A 13,902-nucleotide genomic window follows, 5' to 3' on the forward strand; every position below is an offset into this window, starting at 1 on the left:
TTCTATCACAATGGATCAAAGATCATAGTGATCCTTTATAATTTTTTCCTATTAGCCAACTTAAAAAAAAGCATATAGCCCGTTTTTGCTCTGCCTAGACCCGGTTGATCAAATAAAAATAATCTTTAACTCATCATTATTGATGATCACAAAATGATCTTAATAAGGCGATAACAGCCAGTAAAAGTCATGCTAAACTGACTTTTATTAATAATAAACAAGGGCGTAGTATATGAAAAAAATAGCTGTAATTTTAGCAGGTTGCGGAGTCTATGACGGTGCAGAAATCAACGAAGCCGTATTAACGTTATTACATATTGCCAAAGCTGGGGCAAGCTACCAATGTTTTGCCCCTGATATTGAGCAATTGCACACCATCAATCACCTAAATGGGGAACAAATGACCCCTAACCGTAACGTTTTAGTCGAAGCAGCGCGTATTGCCCGTGGCGATATCAAAGCGTTAACACTGTTAGATGCTAATAACTTTGATGCTTTAATTGTGCCTGGTGGATTTGGCGCAGCTAAAAACCTGTGTGATTTTGCGATCAAAGGTACACAAGCAAAATTAAACCCTGAAATACTCCGTGCAGCTAAAGCATTTGCAAATGCCAAAAAACCAGCAGGCTATATGTGTATAGCACCAGCAATGATCCCATTGATCTACAGTGCTGGCGTAAAAACCACTATTGGAAATGATCTTGATACTGCTAACGCACTACAAAGTTTAGGCGCTCAACACATTGATTGTGCAGTAGATGATATTGTAATTGATGAGCAACACAAACTCGTAAGCACTCCAGCCTATATGTTAGCACAATCAATTTTAGATGCTGATGCAGGCATCAAGAAATTAGTTACGAATGTACTGGCTATGAGCTAAACAGCTGCGAAACGTCGTAATTTGAGCTCGTCAATCCACCAGCTTGTATACGATCTTTTCTTGCGTTAGCGCAAACAATAGTACTTTTTTAATAATAAAAAGTACTCGTAACGTTTTATAAATTGTGGCTAAGCCGTTATACCCAAACCACCCCAAGATACAGAATTCAGCGTTTCACAGGTGCTTAATATCAAGGCGTTACTTTGCAAGAACAGTCCCTTTTAAGAAATAACAACTATGAGAGTAAGTTCCTGTGAAGCACCCAACGGGTTGGTTTAAAAGCGGTTTATACTGCGTTATTGATTTTAACAAGGGAACAACCATTATCTGCAATCAATGCCTTGCCTAAATCGCTTTTAATTCCAACTGAAACTCGCATCTTGGGGTGGTTTAGGTATATAATCGTTCTAAATTCCGTCATCTATCGTGATTGAGCACGTTCAAATCGAAGTGAGCAAGGCAAAATGAAAAAACTATCAGCAGCATTATTATTGCTAGCAACCACCGCATACGCACAGCCATATGATAACTCTATGACTGAAGATGCAATCAAAAAACGTATCGCACCTATTGGCGCCGTTTACTTTGAAGGCGATAAAGCAGCAGTTGCTGAAGTGCCAACGGGTCCTCGTACCGGTGAACAAGTATACCAAGCAGCATGTTTCGCTTGTCATGGTACTGGCGCACTTGGCGCACCAAAATCAGCCGACGATTGGGCTCCACGCTTAGCAAAAGGTACTGACACTCTATTAAACCATGCAATTAACGGTTTTAATGCAATGCCACCACGCGGTACATGCATGGATTGCTCAGATGATGAAATAAGCGCAGCTATTGATTTTATGAGCAAAAAATAAGACTTAATTCGGTACTATTTTTATAAAGGCTGACTTTTGTCAGCCTTTTTTATTATAACAATAAATATTCCACACCTTTATCACTATTTATTATCATCATTTTCTAATACTATTGGCCGCTTGACGATTAACCAAAAAAGTGAAAATATAAGAAGAACAATAAATATACAATAATAAAATCGATTTAATGTCACTGGAAGATATAACAGCTTTACTGCATAAGCTGGAGCATAAAAATAATCGTTTAAAAGCTCTAGTCCAAAAGTATAAGCAATCCCACCACTTACAAAATGCCCTGATCCAATTATCAGAGCAGGCTAGTTCTGTTGCCGAATTATCACTACTTTACCCTGCTATTCATGATATTTTGCAAGATTATATGCCAAGTAAAAGTTTTTACGTGGTGCTGTTAAATCAATTTAGTAACACCCTTGAACTATCTTACTTTGCTGATGAAAAAGATGGTATCTCTATGCCACTTAATCAAGATAATAACTTTATTCAAGGTGTCACTGGGTATGTATTTAAGCAAGGTAAAACCACCTACTTCCAAGGTGATGAAATGCAGGCTGCTGCCAACAAGGGGTTATTTAAGTTACTTGGCACACCAGCAGAACATTGGGTGGGCGTGCCGGTATACCGGGAACAAAGCATTATTGGGGTGCTTGTCGCACAAAGTTACGATAAACAACAAAACTACTCTGAGCAACAAATCGAGCTATTAGAAGTCATGTCACTCTACTTATCGACAGCTATCGAGCGGGTAAAAAAACGCGAGCTACTAGAGTCTGAAGTAAAAATAAGAACACGCGCATTAACGCAAAGTAATGAAGCACTTAACCTCGAAGTAGAACAACACAAAAAAACCCTCGCACGGCAACATATTCTGTTTAAAATTTCAGAATTAGCAACGCAAACGAAGCATATTGATGAAGTATACCTACAAGTACATGAAATAATAAAATCAATTACTTACGCTAAAAATTTATACATCGCTTTATATGATCGCGAAACCGGTTGGTTAAACTTTCCGTACTATGTGGATGAATATAGAAATACTACTCAAGCGCGTCCTTTCGCCAAAGGTTATAGCGAATTAGTGTTACGCACCGAACAAACTCAACTCATTGATTGTGATCGAGCACAAAAACTACTCAAATCAGGTGAATTAGAGCAACGAGGACAAGTCTCAAACTCAGCAACCAGCTGGTTAGGCGCACCATTAAAAACTGCACAAGGTGTAATTGGCTTAATAACTTGTCAAGCCTACAATCATAAGCATATTTTTAATCAAGACGACTTTGAATTAATTACCTTTGTATCGCATCAAATAGCAACTGTATTACAAGCCCATTTGGCTGCTCAAGCCTTAAAACAGAGTCATCAGCAATTAGAGTTTCGGGTTGCTGAAAAAACCAAAGAGATCCGCCAAACCAATATGCATTTACAAATGCAAATTGAAGAGCGTAAAAAAGTAGAGCAACAGCTGTACCACGATGCACACCACGACCCGCTAACTGGCTTGCCTAATCGCAGTTTATTTTTAACCCAATTAGAAAAAACCCTACAGCATTATCAACGTTACCCTGAGCAACAGTTTGCTGTGCTATTTATTGATTTAGACAAGTTTAAAGATATTAACGATCAGCTTGGTCATCAAGCTGGTGATCAGTTTTTAATTAGCGTCAGTGAGTCTTTTTCACAATGTATTCGGGAGCACGATTTACTTGCTCGCTTAGGCGGTGATGAATTTGTTATTTTATTAACTCATTTAACCGACCGTCAACAAGCCGAAGATGTTGCTAAGCGATTAATTGAACTGATGAAAAAACCATTTTGCATGAAAGGTATTTGCGTACAAAGTGGTGCCAGTGTCGGTATTACTTATTCGAAAACAAACTACAAGAACACTGATGAGATTATTCGTGATGCTGATGCTGCTATGTATTATGCAAAAAATGCTGGCCGTAGCCGGTTTGAATTTTATCACCCATTACTCAGTGTCGGCACCAGTCCGTATGAGTTAGAAACCAGTCATCACTTAGACTCTTTACCAATGCATTTTCGCTGCTCTGAAATAATCACACTTGATGAACAGCATCAATCAGAATCATTGCTTGAAGCATTTGGCGAACATCCTGTGCTTGGTAGTACCAGTTTTGAAATATTAAAGAAGTTTGCCGCTGATAAAGCACAACAACTGGAAGTGGAAATACAGTTATTAATCAAAGCCTGCCTGCAGATCCAAGCGGCACAACTGCAAATGGTGCTATTCCCTTGCTCAGGTTTATTACTAGAGAAAAATGAATTTCAGGTGTTGTGCCAGACAATGCAAGCGCACACCATAAAAAAACAAATTTGTTTATTATTTAACGAGCAAGAGATCCGCTATGCTTCAGCGGTGCAAATTAGTAATTTAAAAATGCTAAGTGAGCACGGCTATTCGATTGGCTTAAATGATTTTGCTAAAGATCGCTGCGAACTTAATTTACTTTGCGATCTTCATTTCGACTATTTGTTACTTAGCTCTACCTTTAGTAAGCGAGTGTTGCAACAACAAAGCTTTGATTTACAACTACAGGGGGTACTGGCAATCACTAAAATAAAACAAATAAAAGTAATCGCGAAAGGGCCTTCAATATTAAATTATAGAGCCTTACTCGACACCCATGGTTTATCGCTTTTTATCGGTAAGCAGCATGCAGTTAGTTCCACAACAACACTCCCAGCTGACTCTTCGAGCGAGCAAGTTTTAAGTTAATGATATGCATTGTTGATTATCAGCAGTTTAGATGAGCTACTCAGGCTTTTTCAACATGGCACGTAAATTAGCCACTCTGGCTTGGCCTTTTTCCATTCGTTCGGCTTGGGTATTGGGCGCTTTTTTATTTTCAAATGCTAAATCATCTTGCGGTAGCTCTTGTATAAAACGACTCAACTCGGTTTGTGATGTTTCGCCAAATTGACGCCGAATTTTCGCATAGGTCATGGTCAGCTCTTGTTGAGCGCGAGTGATCCCCACATAGGCTAAGCGACGTTCTTCATCAACGTTTTCTTCATCAATACTTACTTGATGCGGTAATAACCCCTCTTCCATGCCGACCATAAATACGTAAGGATACTCCAAGCCTTTAGAAGCATGCAGCGTGAGTAATTGCACCGCATCGGCTTCATCTTCTTCTTCGTTACGTTCTAACATATCACGCAAAGTTAACTTACTCACCACTTCAGCAAGCGTCAATGGCGGGTTATCCGCATCACCTGTGAGCATATCGGTGATCCAACGGTACAACTCAGACACGTTCTTCATACGCATTTCTGCGGCTTTCGCACTCGGCGATGACTCATATAAATAGGCTTCGTAATTTATTTGCCTTACTAAGTCTTTTACCGCTTCAAGGGTATCGCCGCGCACCGCATTATCTGAAAGCTCTACCACCCAACGTGCAAATCCCGCCAACGAGTTTAAACCACGTCCTTTTAAGCGATAACCTAAGTCGTTATCAAAACAGGTGGCAAATAAACTGGCATGCTTTTCATTGGCTAAAGTACCCAGCTTTTCAAGGGTCACTGTGCCAATCTCGCGTCGCGGTGTATTCACAATACGTAGAAACGCATTGTCGTCATCTTGATTCACCAATAAGCGCAAGTACGCCATGATATCTTTGATCTCAGAGCGTGAGAAAAACGACATCCCACCGCTGATCTTGTAAGGTATTCGGTTACTCATTAACGACTTTTCAAAGCCACGCGCTTGGTGATTACCACGGTATAAAATAGCGTAATCTTTATAACTAGTGCGTTTCATAAATTTATGCGAGATGATCTCGGCGACGACCCGCTCTGATTCATGCTCTTCATCACGACAGCCAATCACTTTGATCGGCTCGCCATTTTCTAACTCACTAAACAGTTTTTTATCAAATTCATGGGGGTTATTGGCAATTAAGATATTAGCGGCTTTTAAAATACGCTTCACACTGCGATAGTTTTGCTCAAGCTTAATGAGCCGTAAACCAGGAAAGTCTTTGCTTAATAAAACTAAGTTTTGTGGTCGTGCACCGCGCCATGAATAAATTGATTGGTCATCATCGCCTACCACAGTAAAACGCGCACGCTCACCCACAAGCAACTTAACTAATTGATATTGACTGGTATTGGTATCTTGATATTCGTCCACCAGCAGGTAACGGAAACGTTGTTGCCAACGCTCACGCGAGGTTGCATTAGTGGTAAGTAACAGTGTTGGGATCATGATCAGATCATCAAAATCCAAGGCATTGTAAGCACGTAACTGGGTTTGATAACGCGCATATAACTGCGCAAATAACGCCTTTTGTGGCTCTCGCGCTTCGCGGATCGCTTGCTCTGGTAAAATCAGTTCGTTCTTCCAACTGCCTATTTGCATTTTTAATAGGTTGAGTAAATCTTTATCTTTTTTAAGCTCGTCTTCTGTTAGATCGCCCAATAACTGATTGGTGTCTTGATCATCAAATAACGAAAAACCCGGTTTAAAGCCCAGCGTTGTAAGTTCTTTTTTAATGATTTCCAGCCCTAAGGTATGAAAGGTCGACACCCACAGCCCCTTAGACTCTTTTTTTCCTAAGGTTTGAAAAACCCGTTCACGCATCTCTTTCGCCGCTTTGTTGGTAAAGGTGACAGCAGCGATATTACGAGCTTGATACTCACATTTCTGTACTAAGTAAGCGATTTTATTAGTAATTACACGGGTTTTTCCGGAGCCCGCCCCTGCTAATACCAGGCATGGGCCACTAATATATTTTACCGCTTCATCTTGTTTAGGATTGAGTTTCATATCGACCAAAGAGATTGCATAAAGACGGGCAATTTTAACGTAATCACTACAATACGCCTAGCCAATAAGGTAATATTAGCTATTATCATTTTAGCGACAGTAAGGGACGAACATGATCAACCCAGCAAAGATTGAAGAAATAGCCAAACAGATTTCAAGTAATATGCCACAAGGCGTTAAAAACCTTGCAGATACGTTTGAAGCAAAAACCAAACAGGCGATTCAAAACAAGCTTGCTGAGATGGACTTTGTCAGCCGCGAAGAATTTGATGTACAAAGCCAAGTACTAATCCGTACCCGTGAAAAGCTTGTTGAACTGGAAGCTAAAGTGGCACTACTTGAGCAGCAACTCAGTACTGATAAGCAAAGCGAGCAACCCGAATAATACCAATTTTAGTTATTACTTCAGGCAGCTTAGGCTGCCTGATTTGTTTTACGCCTTGCATACATGTGAACATCTATATACGATTCATATACATTTTATATATAGGCAGTGTTATGGGTATCGTAAAAATTAGCGACCAACTTCACGAAGAAATACGCAAAGCCAGCACCACTATGGTGCGTTCAATCAATTCACAATCTGAATACTGGATAAAAATCGGCATGTTAGCCGAACTTAACCCAACCATGACTTACGCCGAAATCATTAAACAACAACTCGTACAAGCTGATGTGCAAGTTGGAGAACCTATTCATGAGTGAAATCATTATCAAAACACCTGAGCAAATCGCTTTAATGCGTGAGTCAGGCCGATTACTTGCGCAAGTGTTTGCCTATTTAGACGAGCAAGTAAAAACCGGTATCACCACCATGGAAATTAATGATTTAGTGGAGCGTTATATTGTTGATGAACTTGCCGCGCGACCATCCAGTAAAGGTCAATACGATTATCCTTATGTATTAAACAGTTCAGTTAATGAAGTAGTCTGCCATGGGTTTCCAGATCCTAAGCGAGTATTAAAATCAGGCGATATTGTTAATATCGATATTACGCTTGAGAAAAACGGTTACATCGCCGATTCCAGCAAAATGTATATGCTGGGTGAAGTGTCTCCACTAGCAAAGCGCTTAGTTGATAAAACCTATGAAGCGATGTGGCAAGGTATCAAGATGGTTAAACCAGGGGTGAGACTCGGTGATATTGGCAATGCTATCGCAAACTTTGCTCATAGCAATGGTTACAGCATAGTTCGTGAATATTGCGGCCACGGTATCGGCGAGCAAATGCATGAAGAACCACAAGTTTTACATTATGGTAAGCGCAATACTGGCGTTGAACTCAAACAAGGCATGACCTTTACAATTGAACCGATGCTCAACCAAGGTGCGGCAAAAATAAAAACCAAACCCGATGGTTGGACTGTGGTTACCCGTGATAAAAAGCTCTCTGCTCAGTGGGAGCATACTATTGCCGTCACCGCGGATGGCTATGAAGTACTCACTTTACGCGCCGAAGAAAGCGCAATTACGACTGAGTAACCAAGGTTAAGCATATGGCTATTTTATTGTTAAATGATCCATTGCCCCACCTGAAATTTCAAAAGTTCTTACCCGATCAACGCTTAGCTGATTGGGTACAGTGCTATTGGAAAATAGGTTCACCAATCAAACAGACCGCACTGTTATTTAATGAGAAACTCTATCCCGATGCAGGCGCAAGCTTAACTATTGATTTAAGTCACGATCACGCTCACTTTTGTCACGCCTTTCATAATTTTACCTTTGAGACACCACGGCAATACCGTAAACGAAAAACATCAAAACGGCTCTAAATTGACAGTTCTAACAAGCGGGTTAAAACACTCTTAACTCGCTTGTTAACATACATCGGAATTACTTTTCCCCAAGGTAGCGATCAAATACTTTTAGTGCCGCACTCTTATAAATATCGGTTACTTCATCAGCACACGTCACCACTGATTCAAGATCGGTCAAGTGGCCGTTTGCTAAACCATATACCCAACCATGAATGGTGAGTTCTTGGCCACGTTGCCATGCTTCTTGCACAATATTGGTACGACAAACATTACGTACTTGCTCAATGACATTAAGCTCAATCAAGCTATTGAGGCGATCTTTTTCTGCTAGGGCATCAATTTTTGCAATGTATTTTTCTTTTACATCGCCAACATGACGTAGCCAGTTATCGATCAGGCCAAACTTAGCGTCATTTAAGACCGCTTGCACACCACCACAGCCATAGTGACCAACAACCATAATATGCTTTACTTTTAACACTTCAACAGCGTACTGCATCACTGATAAGCAGTTATGATCGGTATGCACCACTACATTCGCCACGTTACGGTGAACAAACAGCTCACCTGGCATTAAATCAACGATTTCATTAGCCGGTACACGAGAGTCCGAACAACCAATCCATAGATATTCTGGATTTTGTTGCATTGACAGAATTTTAAAAAATTCTGGATCATCTTTACACGTGCGCTCAGCCCAACGTTTATTATTTTCGAATAAATTTTTTAATTTTCTCATTACATCTCTTTTCTATCTTTGACGGTAGCTTGGATCAAAATATTGCGCGGCGTTAATTGCTTTTCACAAAACGTCTGCACATTGACTTGATAACCTTGTTGTTGCAAATATAAAGCACGATCGAGTACAAGCCAAACTTCAATTGCTCTTCTGAACACATGTCGAACCAGTTCAATACGCTCAGTTACTCTTTTGCGCATTTTCCCTTTCTCTAAAAAATAGTCATAATCAATATCTTGCGGTATATTCAAGCTCTTTTTCTCCGCTGCCCATGCACAAAAAGCTTTAAATGAATCTGAAAAAATAACTTTGTTAACCGAGGGCACGCTCACGTAATTTTGTTCGCCAGTAAGACTTTTGCGTAAGGCATCAAAACCCAATCGCCATTGCACTTCAATTTTACGAACTTTTTCTACCCGAGAAGGAGCTGTCACCGTTTCTTGTAGTGCTAATTTTAAATCACGGTGAGTTAACTTTAGCTTACTGTGCTGCGCAACTGTGCTCATTGCTTGATAGTCATTGGCAGTAAACAAGTGATAACAGCACGGCGACAAGCTAATCTTTTCTGTTTGGGCGCTAACTGCGGCGCTTATAAAGGTTTGATGTAACGATCCGCAAGCATGTAGTGCTACTGCATGTTGTGCTTGTTGAAAATACCCAGTTACATCATCTTTGAGCACATCAGCTTGGCTAAAACGCATGGCTAACCCTTGCTGCTGAGCACTCTGCTGACCTTGTTCACATAAATGTTTTTGTAGTTCGATACTATGCACACTCGGCGCACGGTTGAATGCCAGCATACGTCCTAAATGGCCTTTCCCCGCACACCATTCTAATACCGGTAATTGTGACTCTTGGCCAAGCGCACAAACAAAATCTTGCAGCTGCGCAAACTTGCGTCCTTTAATGCCATTGCTGATCCAAAACGGATAGTCGCTACGCGTAGTGGAAGCTTGAGGTAAATCACACAATGTAGCTAAATTATTGACTGCTGGAATGTATGAGCTAAAGAATTGATACAAGGCATCTTGATTGCTATCGAGATCAGCAACTTGTTGGTCGCTCAACACCGTTAATGGTTGTTCTAATTCAGGCCATGGCAGCTGATCAAAATCGAATGCTGTGCATTGCCAATAATGGCGAGTACTATGTAATAAGTTATCTAGGGCTGTAAACTGCTCAGCAAGGCTCATGTGATTTTAGCGATGGTCAATTCGTATTGGCATTATACGCTTTTTCTGAGCATCAAGCGTAAATAAAGTGGTATCGATAACAAACTAATTATAATTGCTAAATTAACTCAAGGTTTTTGCATCTCAACAGGAATGACAAAAGCACCTCAATTGAGGTGCTTTTAAAGGTATATATTTAATTATTAGCTGCTTTAGCCCTATCAACAAGCCCTTGCGTAGTTAAAAATTGGGTAAAACACGGATTAAGTGTTTCATCTTGGACGCTATAACCTAAGCGATTTAAATGCTCGTTAAAAACCTCATACTGATTAGGTTCAATCGCAAACCCCGCCAAAACATTGCCCATTGAGCCGCCGTGGTTGCGATAATGAAATAACGTAATGTTCCAATTACAGCCTAAGGTATCTAAAAAGCGCGCTAGTGCACCTGGATATTCAGGAAACTCAAAGCGTAATAAGCGTTCATGAAGCTGCTCAGGTGCTTTACCGCCGACCATATATCGCACGTGCAGTTTAGCGAGTTCGTTATCTGATAAATCACAAAATTGATAACCGTTTGTAGTTAAATCGGCTTTGAGTTCATCTAACTCTTGCTGACCTTGACGCAGCGCAATACCAACAAAAATCTGTGCTTCACCTGGTCCTGCAAAACGGTAGTTAAATTCTGTGATTGCACGGCCACCTAACGAGGCACAAAACTGTTTAAAACTGCCTTTTTCTTCATTGATGGTTACCGCTAACAACGCTTCGTTTTTTTCACCCAGCGCAGTACGCTCAGCCACATAACGTAAGCGGTCAAAGTTCAAGTTCGCACCAGATAAGATAGCCGCTAAATGCAGCCCCTTTTGACCACTTTGTTGGCACCACTTTTTAAGCCCCGCAGTAGCAAGCGCCCCAGAAGGCTCAGTAATAGCACGGGTTGATACAAAAATATCTTGCATCGCTGCACATATTTCGTCGCCCGTTACAGTCACCACTTCATCACAAAACTTTTGTGCTAAACGAAACGTTTCGCCGCCGATAATTTTCACCGCAACGCCGTCAGCAAAACTACCAACTCGCTCTAGCTCTACTGGTTTACCTGCTTTAAGCGCCGCTTGTAAACAGGCACTTTCGTCGGCTTCCACACCGATGACTTTGATATCTGGGCGCAGTGACTTTATATACACCGCCATGCCAGCCAATAAGCCTCCGCCACCGACAGGAATAAACACCGCATCCAGTTGGTTAAGTTGCTGCATAAGTTCGCGAGCTACGGTTCCTTGACCAACAATCACATCAGGATCATCAAATGGTGGCACAAATACGCCATTGCGCTGTTCAGTCAATTCTAAGGCATGCGCTTTAGCGGCATCAAAATGATGGCCATGTAGTACCACTTCACCACCGAGTGTTCGCACTGCACTGACTTTGATTTCAGGTGTAGTGACCGGCATGACGATAGTCGCTTGATGACCTAAATGCGAGGCACTGAGCGCCACCCCTTGGGCATGATTACCAGCAGATGCGGTGATCACCACCGAGCCCTTTGGTAATTTAGCCAGTTTGTTATATGCACCACGCAGTTTAAACGAATAAACGGGTTGTTGATCTTCACGCTTTAACCACACTTGATTACCAAGGCGAGCACTGAGTTCAGCCATTTCGCTAACCTCAGTCACTTTTGCCAGTGGTTCCATATTGGCTTGGATAATAGCGCGAAAATAATCGAGCTCTTGAGAAACCATAATTAGCTAAGCTCCTCCAGTTTGGCTAAATCACGTACCGCGCCTTTATCAGCACTGGTTGCAAGTAGCGCATACGCTTTTAGCGCAGATGAGACATAACGCTCACGGTCTAGCGGTTTATATGCCTGCTTGCCACGGGCTAGTTGTTTTTGCTTACGCGCTTCAAGTTCTTCATCTGTTAACGCTAACGTGATTTCGCGGGTAGCGATGTCGATAATAATTTTATCGCCGCTTTCAACGTAAGCAATGGCACCGCCACTGGCCGCTTCAGGTGAAACGTGACCAATTGATAAGCCAGACGTACCGCCCGAGAAGCGACCATCAGTGATCAAGGCGCATTTTTCAGCCAAACCTTTTGATTTTAAGTAACTGGTTGGGTAAAGCATTTCTTGCATACCAGGTCCACCTTTCGGTCCTTCGTAGCGAATAACCACAACATCACCTGCTTTTACTTCATCATTTAAAATACCATCAACTGAATCATCTTGTGATTCATACACCACGGCGGTGCCTTCAAAATGCAGCATTTCATCAACCACACCCGCGCTTTTCACAATACAGCCATCAACAGCTAAGTTACCCGATAGTACGGCTAAGCCGCCATCTTGGCGAAACGCATGTTCAACGCTACGGATACAGCCATGTTCACGGTCGTTATCACCTTCATCCCAACGACACTCCTGGCTCATTGCTTTAGTAGTACGAATACCCGCAGGCCCTGCACGGTAAAACTTTTGTGCAGCTTCGTTGTTTGGATCAGTAGCATCCCATTTTTTAACTAGCTCTGCCATGGTCATCCCAGCAACATGGTTTACCGACAGATCAACTAAGCCCGCTTTACCCAGTTCGCAAATAATCGCCATCATGCCACCAGCGCGGTGTACATCTTCAATGTGATACTGCGCAGTAGCTGGAGCAACTTTACATAAGAATGGCGTTTTACGAGATAACGCATCAATGTGCGACATATCAAAATCAACACCGGCTTCTTGCGCAGCGGCAAGTAAATGCAATACCGTATTTGATGATCCACCCATCGCAATATCAACCACCATGGCATTCATAAAGGCTGTTTTATTGGCAATGCCGCGTGGTAGTACGTCTTTATTATCTTTTTGGTAATACTCACGACATAAATCAACAATGCGTGCACCGGCTTCAACATACAACTGTTTGCGGTCTTTATGAGTCGCAAGCGTAGTACCGTTACCCGGCAGTGCTAGACCAATCGCCTCTAATAAACAGTTCATTGAATTGGCGGTAAACATACCAGAACATGAACCACAAGTTGGGCATGCTGAACGCTCAACTTGCTCTGAGTCCGCATCACTTACCGATTCATCTGCGCCTTTTACCATAGCATCGACCAAATCGAGTTTGATATCGATATTGGCAAGCTTAGTTTTACCGGCTTCCATCGGGCCGCCTGACACAAAGATCACTGGAATATCTAAACGTAGTGCCGCAAGCATCATCCCTGGGGTGATTTTGTCGCAGTTAGAAATACAGATCATTGCATCGGCGCAGTGACCATTAACCATGTATTCAACCGAGTCGGCGATTAAGTCGCGCGATGGTAATGAATACAACATGCCGCCGTGACCCATTGCAATACCATCATCGATAGCGATAGTATTAAATTCTTTTGGCACACCACCGGCTTGGGTGATGGTTTCAGCCATGAGCTCACTAAGTTGATTAAGATGCACGTGCCCCGGTACAAATTGTGTGAACGAGTTTACAACCGCAATAATTGGTTTACCAAAATCGGTATCTGTCATGCCTGTGGCACGCCATAATGCACGAGCACCTGCTCGCTTTCGACCTTCAGTTGTTGTTGCACTTCTTAATTTAGCCATAGTTACCTCTGTGTTTGCAGTTACTTTTGATATGTAACTGACATCCTCATTCTTAAATTTTTATTGCT

At 41.7% G+C, this 13,902-nt stretch carries 12 protein-coding genes; 7 read left to right on the top strand and 5 right to left on the bottom strand.

Annotated elements, in window-relative coordinates; translation table 11 throughout:
- Positions 1-232 precede the first annotated feature (232 nt).
- The 3 genes from elbB (at position 233) to HHO47_RS05790 (ending at position 4,501) form a co-directional block, all read left to right on the top strand.
- Positions 233-883 carry an isoprenoid biosynthesis glyoxalase ElbB gene (gene elbB / locus HHO47_RS05780; protein ID WP_169019428.1) on the top strand — a complete coding sequence of 217 codons (651 nt, stop codon included), beginning with the start codon at positions 233-235 and terminating at the stop codon, positions 881-883.
- A 464-nt stretch (positions 884-1,347) separates the two neighbouring features.
- Positions 1,348-1,740 carry a c-type cytochrome gene (locus HHO47_RS05785; protein ID WP_169019429.1) on the top strand — a complete coding sequence of 131 codons (393 nt, stop codon included), beginning with the start codon at positions 1,348-1,350 and terminating at the stop codon, positions 1,738-1,740.
- 187 nt (positions 1,741-1,927) lie between these two features.
- Positions 1,928-4,501: a diguanylate cyclase domain-containing protein gene (locus HHO47_RS05790; RefSeq protein WP_169019430.1), complete on the top strand. Its 2,574-nt coding sequence runs from the start codon at positions 1,928-1,930 to the stop codon at positions 4,499-4,501.
- Positions 4,502-4,537: 36 nt separating this feature from the next.
- Here HHO47_RS05790 and rep read toward each other — a convergent pair whose 3' ends face one another.
- Positions 4,538-6,556: a DNA helicase Rep gene (gene rep, locus HHO47_RS05795; protein WP_169019431.1), complete on the bottom strand. Its 2,019-nt coding sequence runs from the start codon at positions 6,554-6,556 to the stop codon at positions 4,538-4,540.
- A 112-nt stretch (positions 6,557-6,668) separates the two neighbouring features.
- Between rep and ubiK the strand changes: the two genes are divergently transcribed.
- The 4 genes from ubiK (at position 6,669) to HHO47_RS05815 (ending at position 8,332) form a co-directional block, all read left to right on the top strand.
- Positions 6,669-6,941, top strand: a complete 273-nt coding sequence (gene ubiK, locus HHO47_RS05800; protein ID WP_169019432.1) for a ubiquinone biosynthesis accessory factor UbiK — start codon at positions 6,669-6,671, stop codon at positions 6,939-6,941.
- Between the two features lie 113 nt (positions 6,942-7,054).
- Positions 7,055-7,261, top strand: a complete 207-nt coding sequence (locus HHO47_RS05805; RefSeq protein ID WP_169019433.1) for a ParD-like family protein — start codon at positions 7,055-7,057, stop codon at positions 7,259-7,261.
- Positions 7,254-8,039, top strand: a complete 786-nt coding sequence (gene map / locus HHO47_RS05810) for a type I methionyl aminopeptidase (protein WP_169019434.1) — start codon at positions 7,254-7,256, stop codon at positions 8,037-8,039. The genes HHO47_RS05805 and map overlap by 8 nt, the downstream gene beginning before the upstream one ends.
- A 14-nt stretch (positions 8,040-8,053) precedes the next feature.
- Positions 8,054-8,332 carry a hypothetical protein gene (locus HHO47_RS05815; protein ID WP_169019435.1) on the top strand — a complete coding sequence of 93 codons (279 nt, stop codon included), beginning with the start codon at positions 8,054-8,056 and terminating at the stop codon, positions 8,330-8,332.
- Between the two features lie 61 nt (positions 8,333-8,393).
- Here the strand turns inward: HHO47_RS05815 and can are convergent, their stop codons facing one another.
- The 4 genes from can to ilvD form a co-directional block, all read right to left on the bottom strand.
- Complete coding sequence (gene can, locus HHO47_RS05820; protein ID WP_169019436.1) at positions 8,394-9,056, bottom strand: carbonate dehydratase; 663 nt, start codon at positions 9,054-9,056, stop codon at positions 8,394-8,396.
- A complete protein-coding gene (locus tag HHO47_RS05825; RefSeq protein WP_169019437.1) occupies positions 9,056-10,249 on the bottom strand; it encodes a methyltransferase in 1,194 nt (397 codons plus the stop codon). The genes can and HHO47_RS05825 overlap by 1 nt, the downstream gene beginning before the upstream one ends.
- A gap of 175 nt (positions 10,250-10,424) precedes the next feature.
- Positions 10,425-11,975, bottom strand: coding sequence for a threonine ammonia-lyase, biosynthetic (gene ilvA / locus HHO47_RS05830; protein ID WP_169019438.1), 1,551 nt, complete (start codon positions 11,973-11,975; stop codon positions 10,425-10,427).
- 2 nt (positions 11,976-11,977) lie between these two features.
- Complete coding sequence (gene ilvD / locus HHO47_RS05835) at positions 11,978-13,834, bottom strand: dihydroxy-acid dehydratase (RefSeq protein ID WP_169019439.1); 1,857 nt, start codon at positions 13,832-13,834, stop codon at positions 11,978-11,980.
- Between the last annotated feature and the right edge of the window lie 68 nt (positions 13,835-13,902).

The sequence above is a fragment of the Pseudoalteromonas arctica genome (assembly GCF_012927645.1).
Lineage (GTDB): Bacteria > Pseudomonadota > Gammaproteobacteria > Enterobacterales > Alteromonadaceae > Pseudoalteromonas > Pseudoalteromonas arctica_A.

What these genes read in the sequence shown, in the direction of transcription:
- elbB (WP_169019428.1), top strand. Translation starts at nt 233, where the DNA reads ATGAAAAAAATAGCTGTAATTTTAGCAGGTTGCGGAGTCTATGACGGT.
- HHO47_RS05785 (WP_169019429.1), top strand. Translation starts at nt 1,348, where the DNA reads ATGAAAAAACTATCAGCAGCATTATTATTGCTAGCAACCACCGCATAC.
- HHO47_RS05790 (WP_169019430.1), top strand. Translation starts at nt 1,928, where the DNA reads ATGTCACTGGAAGATATAACAGCTTTACTGCATAAGCTGGAGCATAAA.
- rep (WP_169019431.1), bottom strand. Translation starts at nt 6,556, where the DNA reads ATGAAACTCAATCCTAAACAAGATGAAGCGGTAAAATATATTAGTGGC.
- ubiK (WP_169019432.1), top strand. Translation starts at nt 6,669, where the DNA reads ATGATCAACCCAGCAAAGATTGAAGAAATAGCCAAACAGATTTCAAGT.
- HHO47_RS05805 (WP_169019433.1), top strand. Translation starts at nt 7,055, where the DNA reads ATGGGTATCGTAAAAATTAGCGACCAACTTCACGAAGAAATACGCAAA.
- map (WP_169019434.1), top strand. Translation starts at nt 7,254, where the DNA reads ATGAGTGAAATCATTATCAAAACACCTGAGCAAATCGCTTTAATGCGT.
- HHO47_RS05815 (WP_169019435.1), top strand. Translation starts at nt 8,054, where the DNA reads ATGGCTATTTTATTGTTAAATGATCCATTGCCCCACCTGAAATTTCAA.
- can (WP_169019436.1), bottom strand. Translation starts at nt 9,056, where the DNA reads ATGAGAAAATTAAAAAATTTATTCGAAAATAATAAACGTTGGGCTGAG.
- HHO47_RS05825 (WP_169019437.1), bottom strand. Translation starts at nt 10,249, where the DNA reads ATGAGCCTTGCTGAGCAGTTTACAGCCCTAGATAACTTATTACATAGT.
- ilvA (WP_169019438.1), bottom strand. Translation starts at nt 11,975, where the DNA reads ATGGTTTCTCAAGAGCTCGATTATTTTCGCGCTATTATCCAAGCCAAT.
- ilvD (WP_169019439.1), bottom strand. Translation starts at nt 13,834, where the DNA reads ATGGCTAAATTAAGAAGTGCAACAACAACTGAAGGTCGAAAGCGAGCA.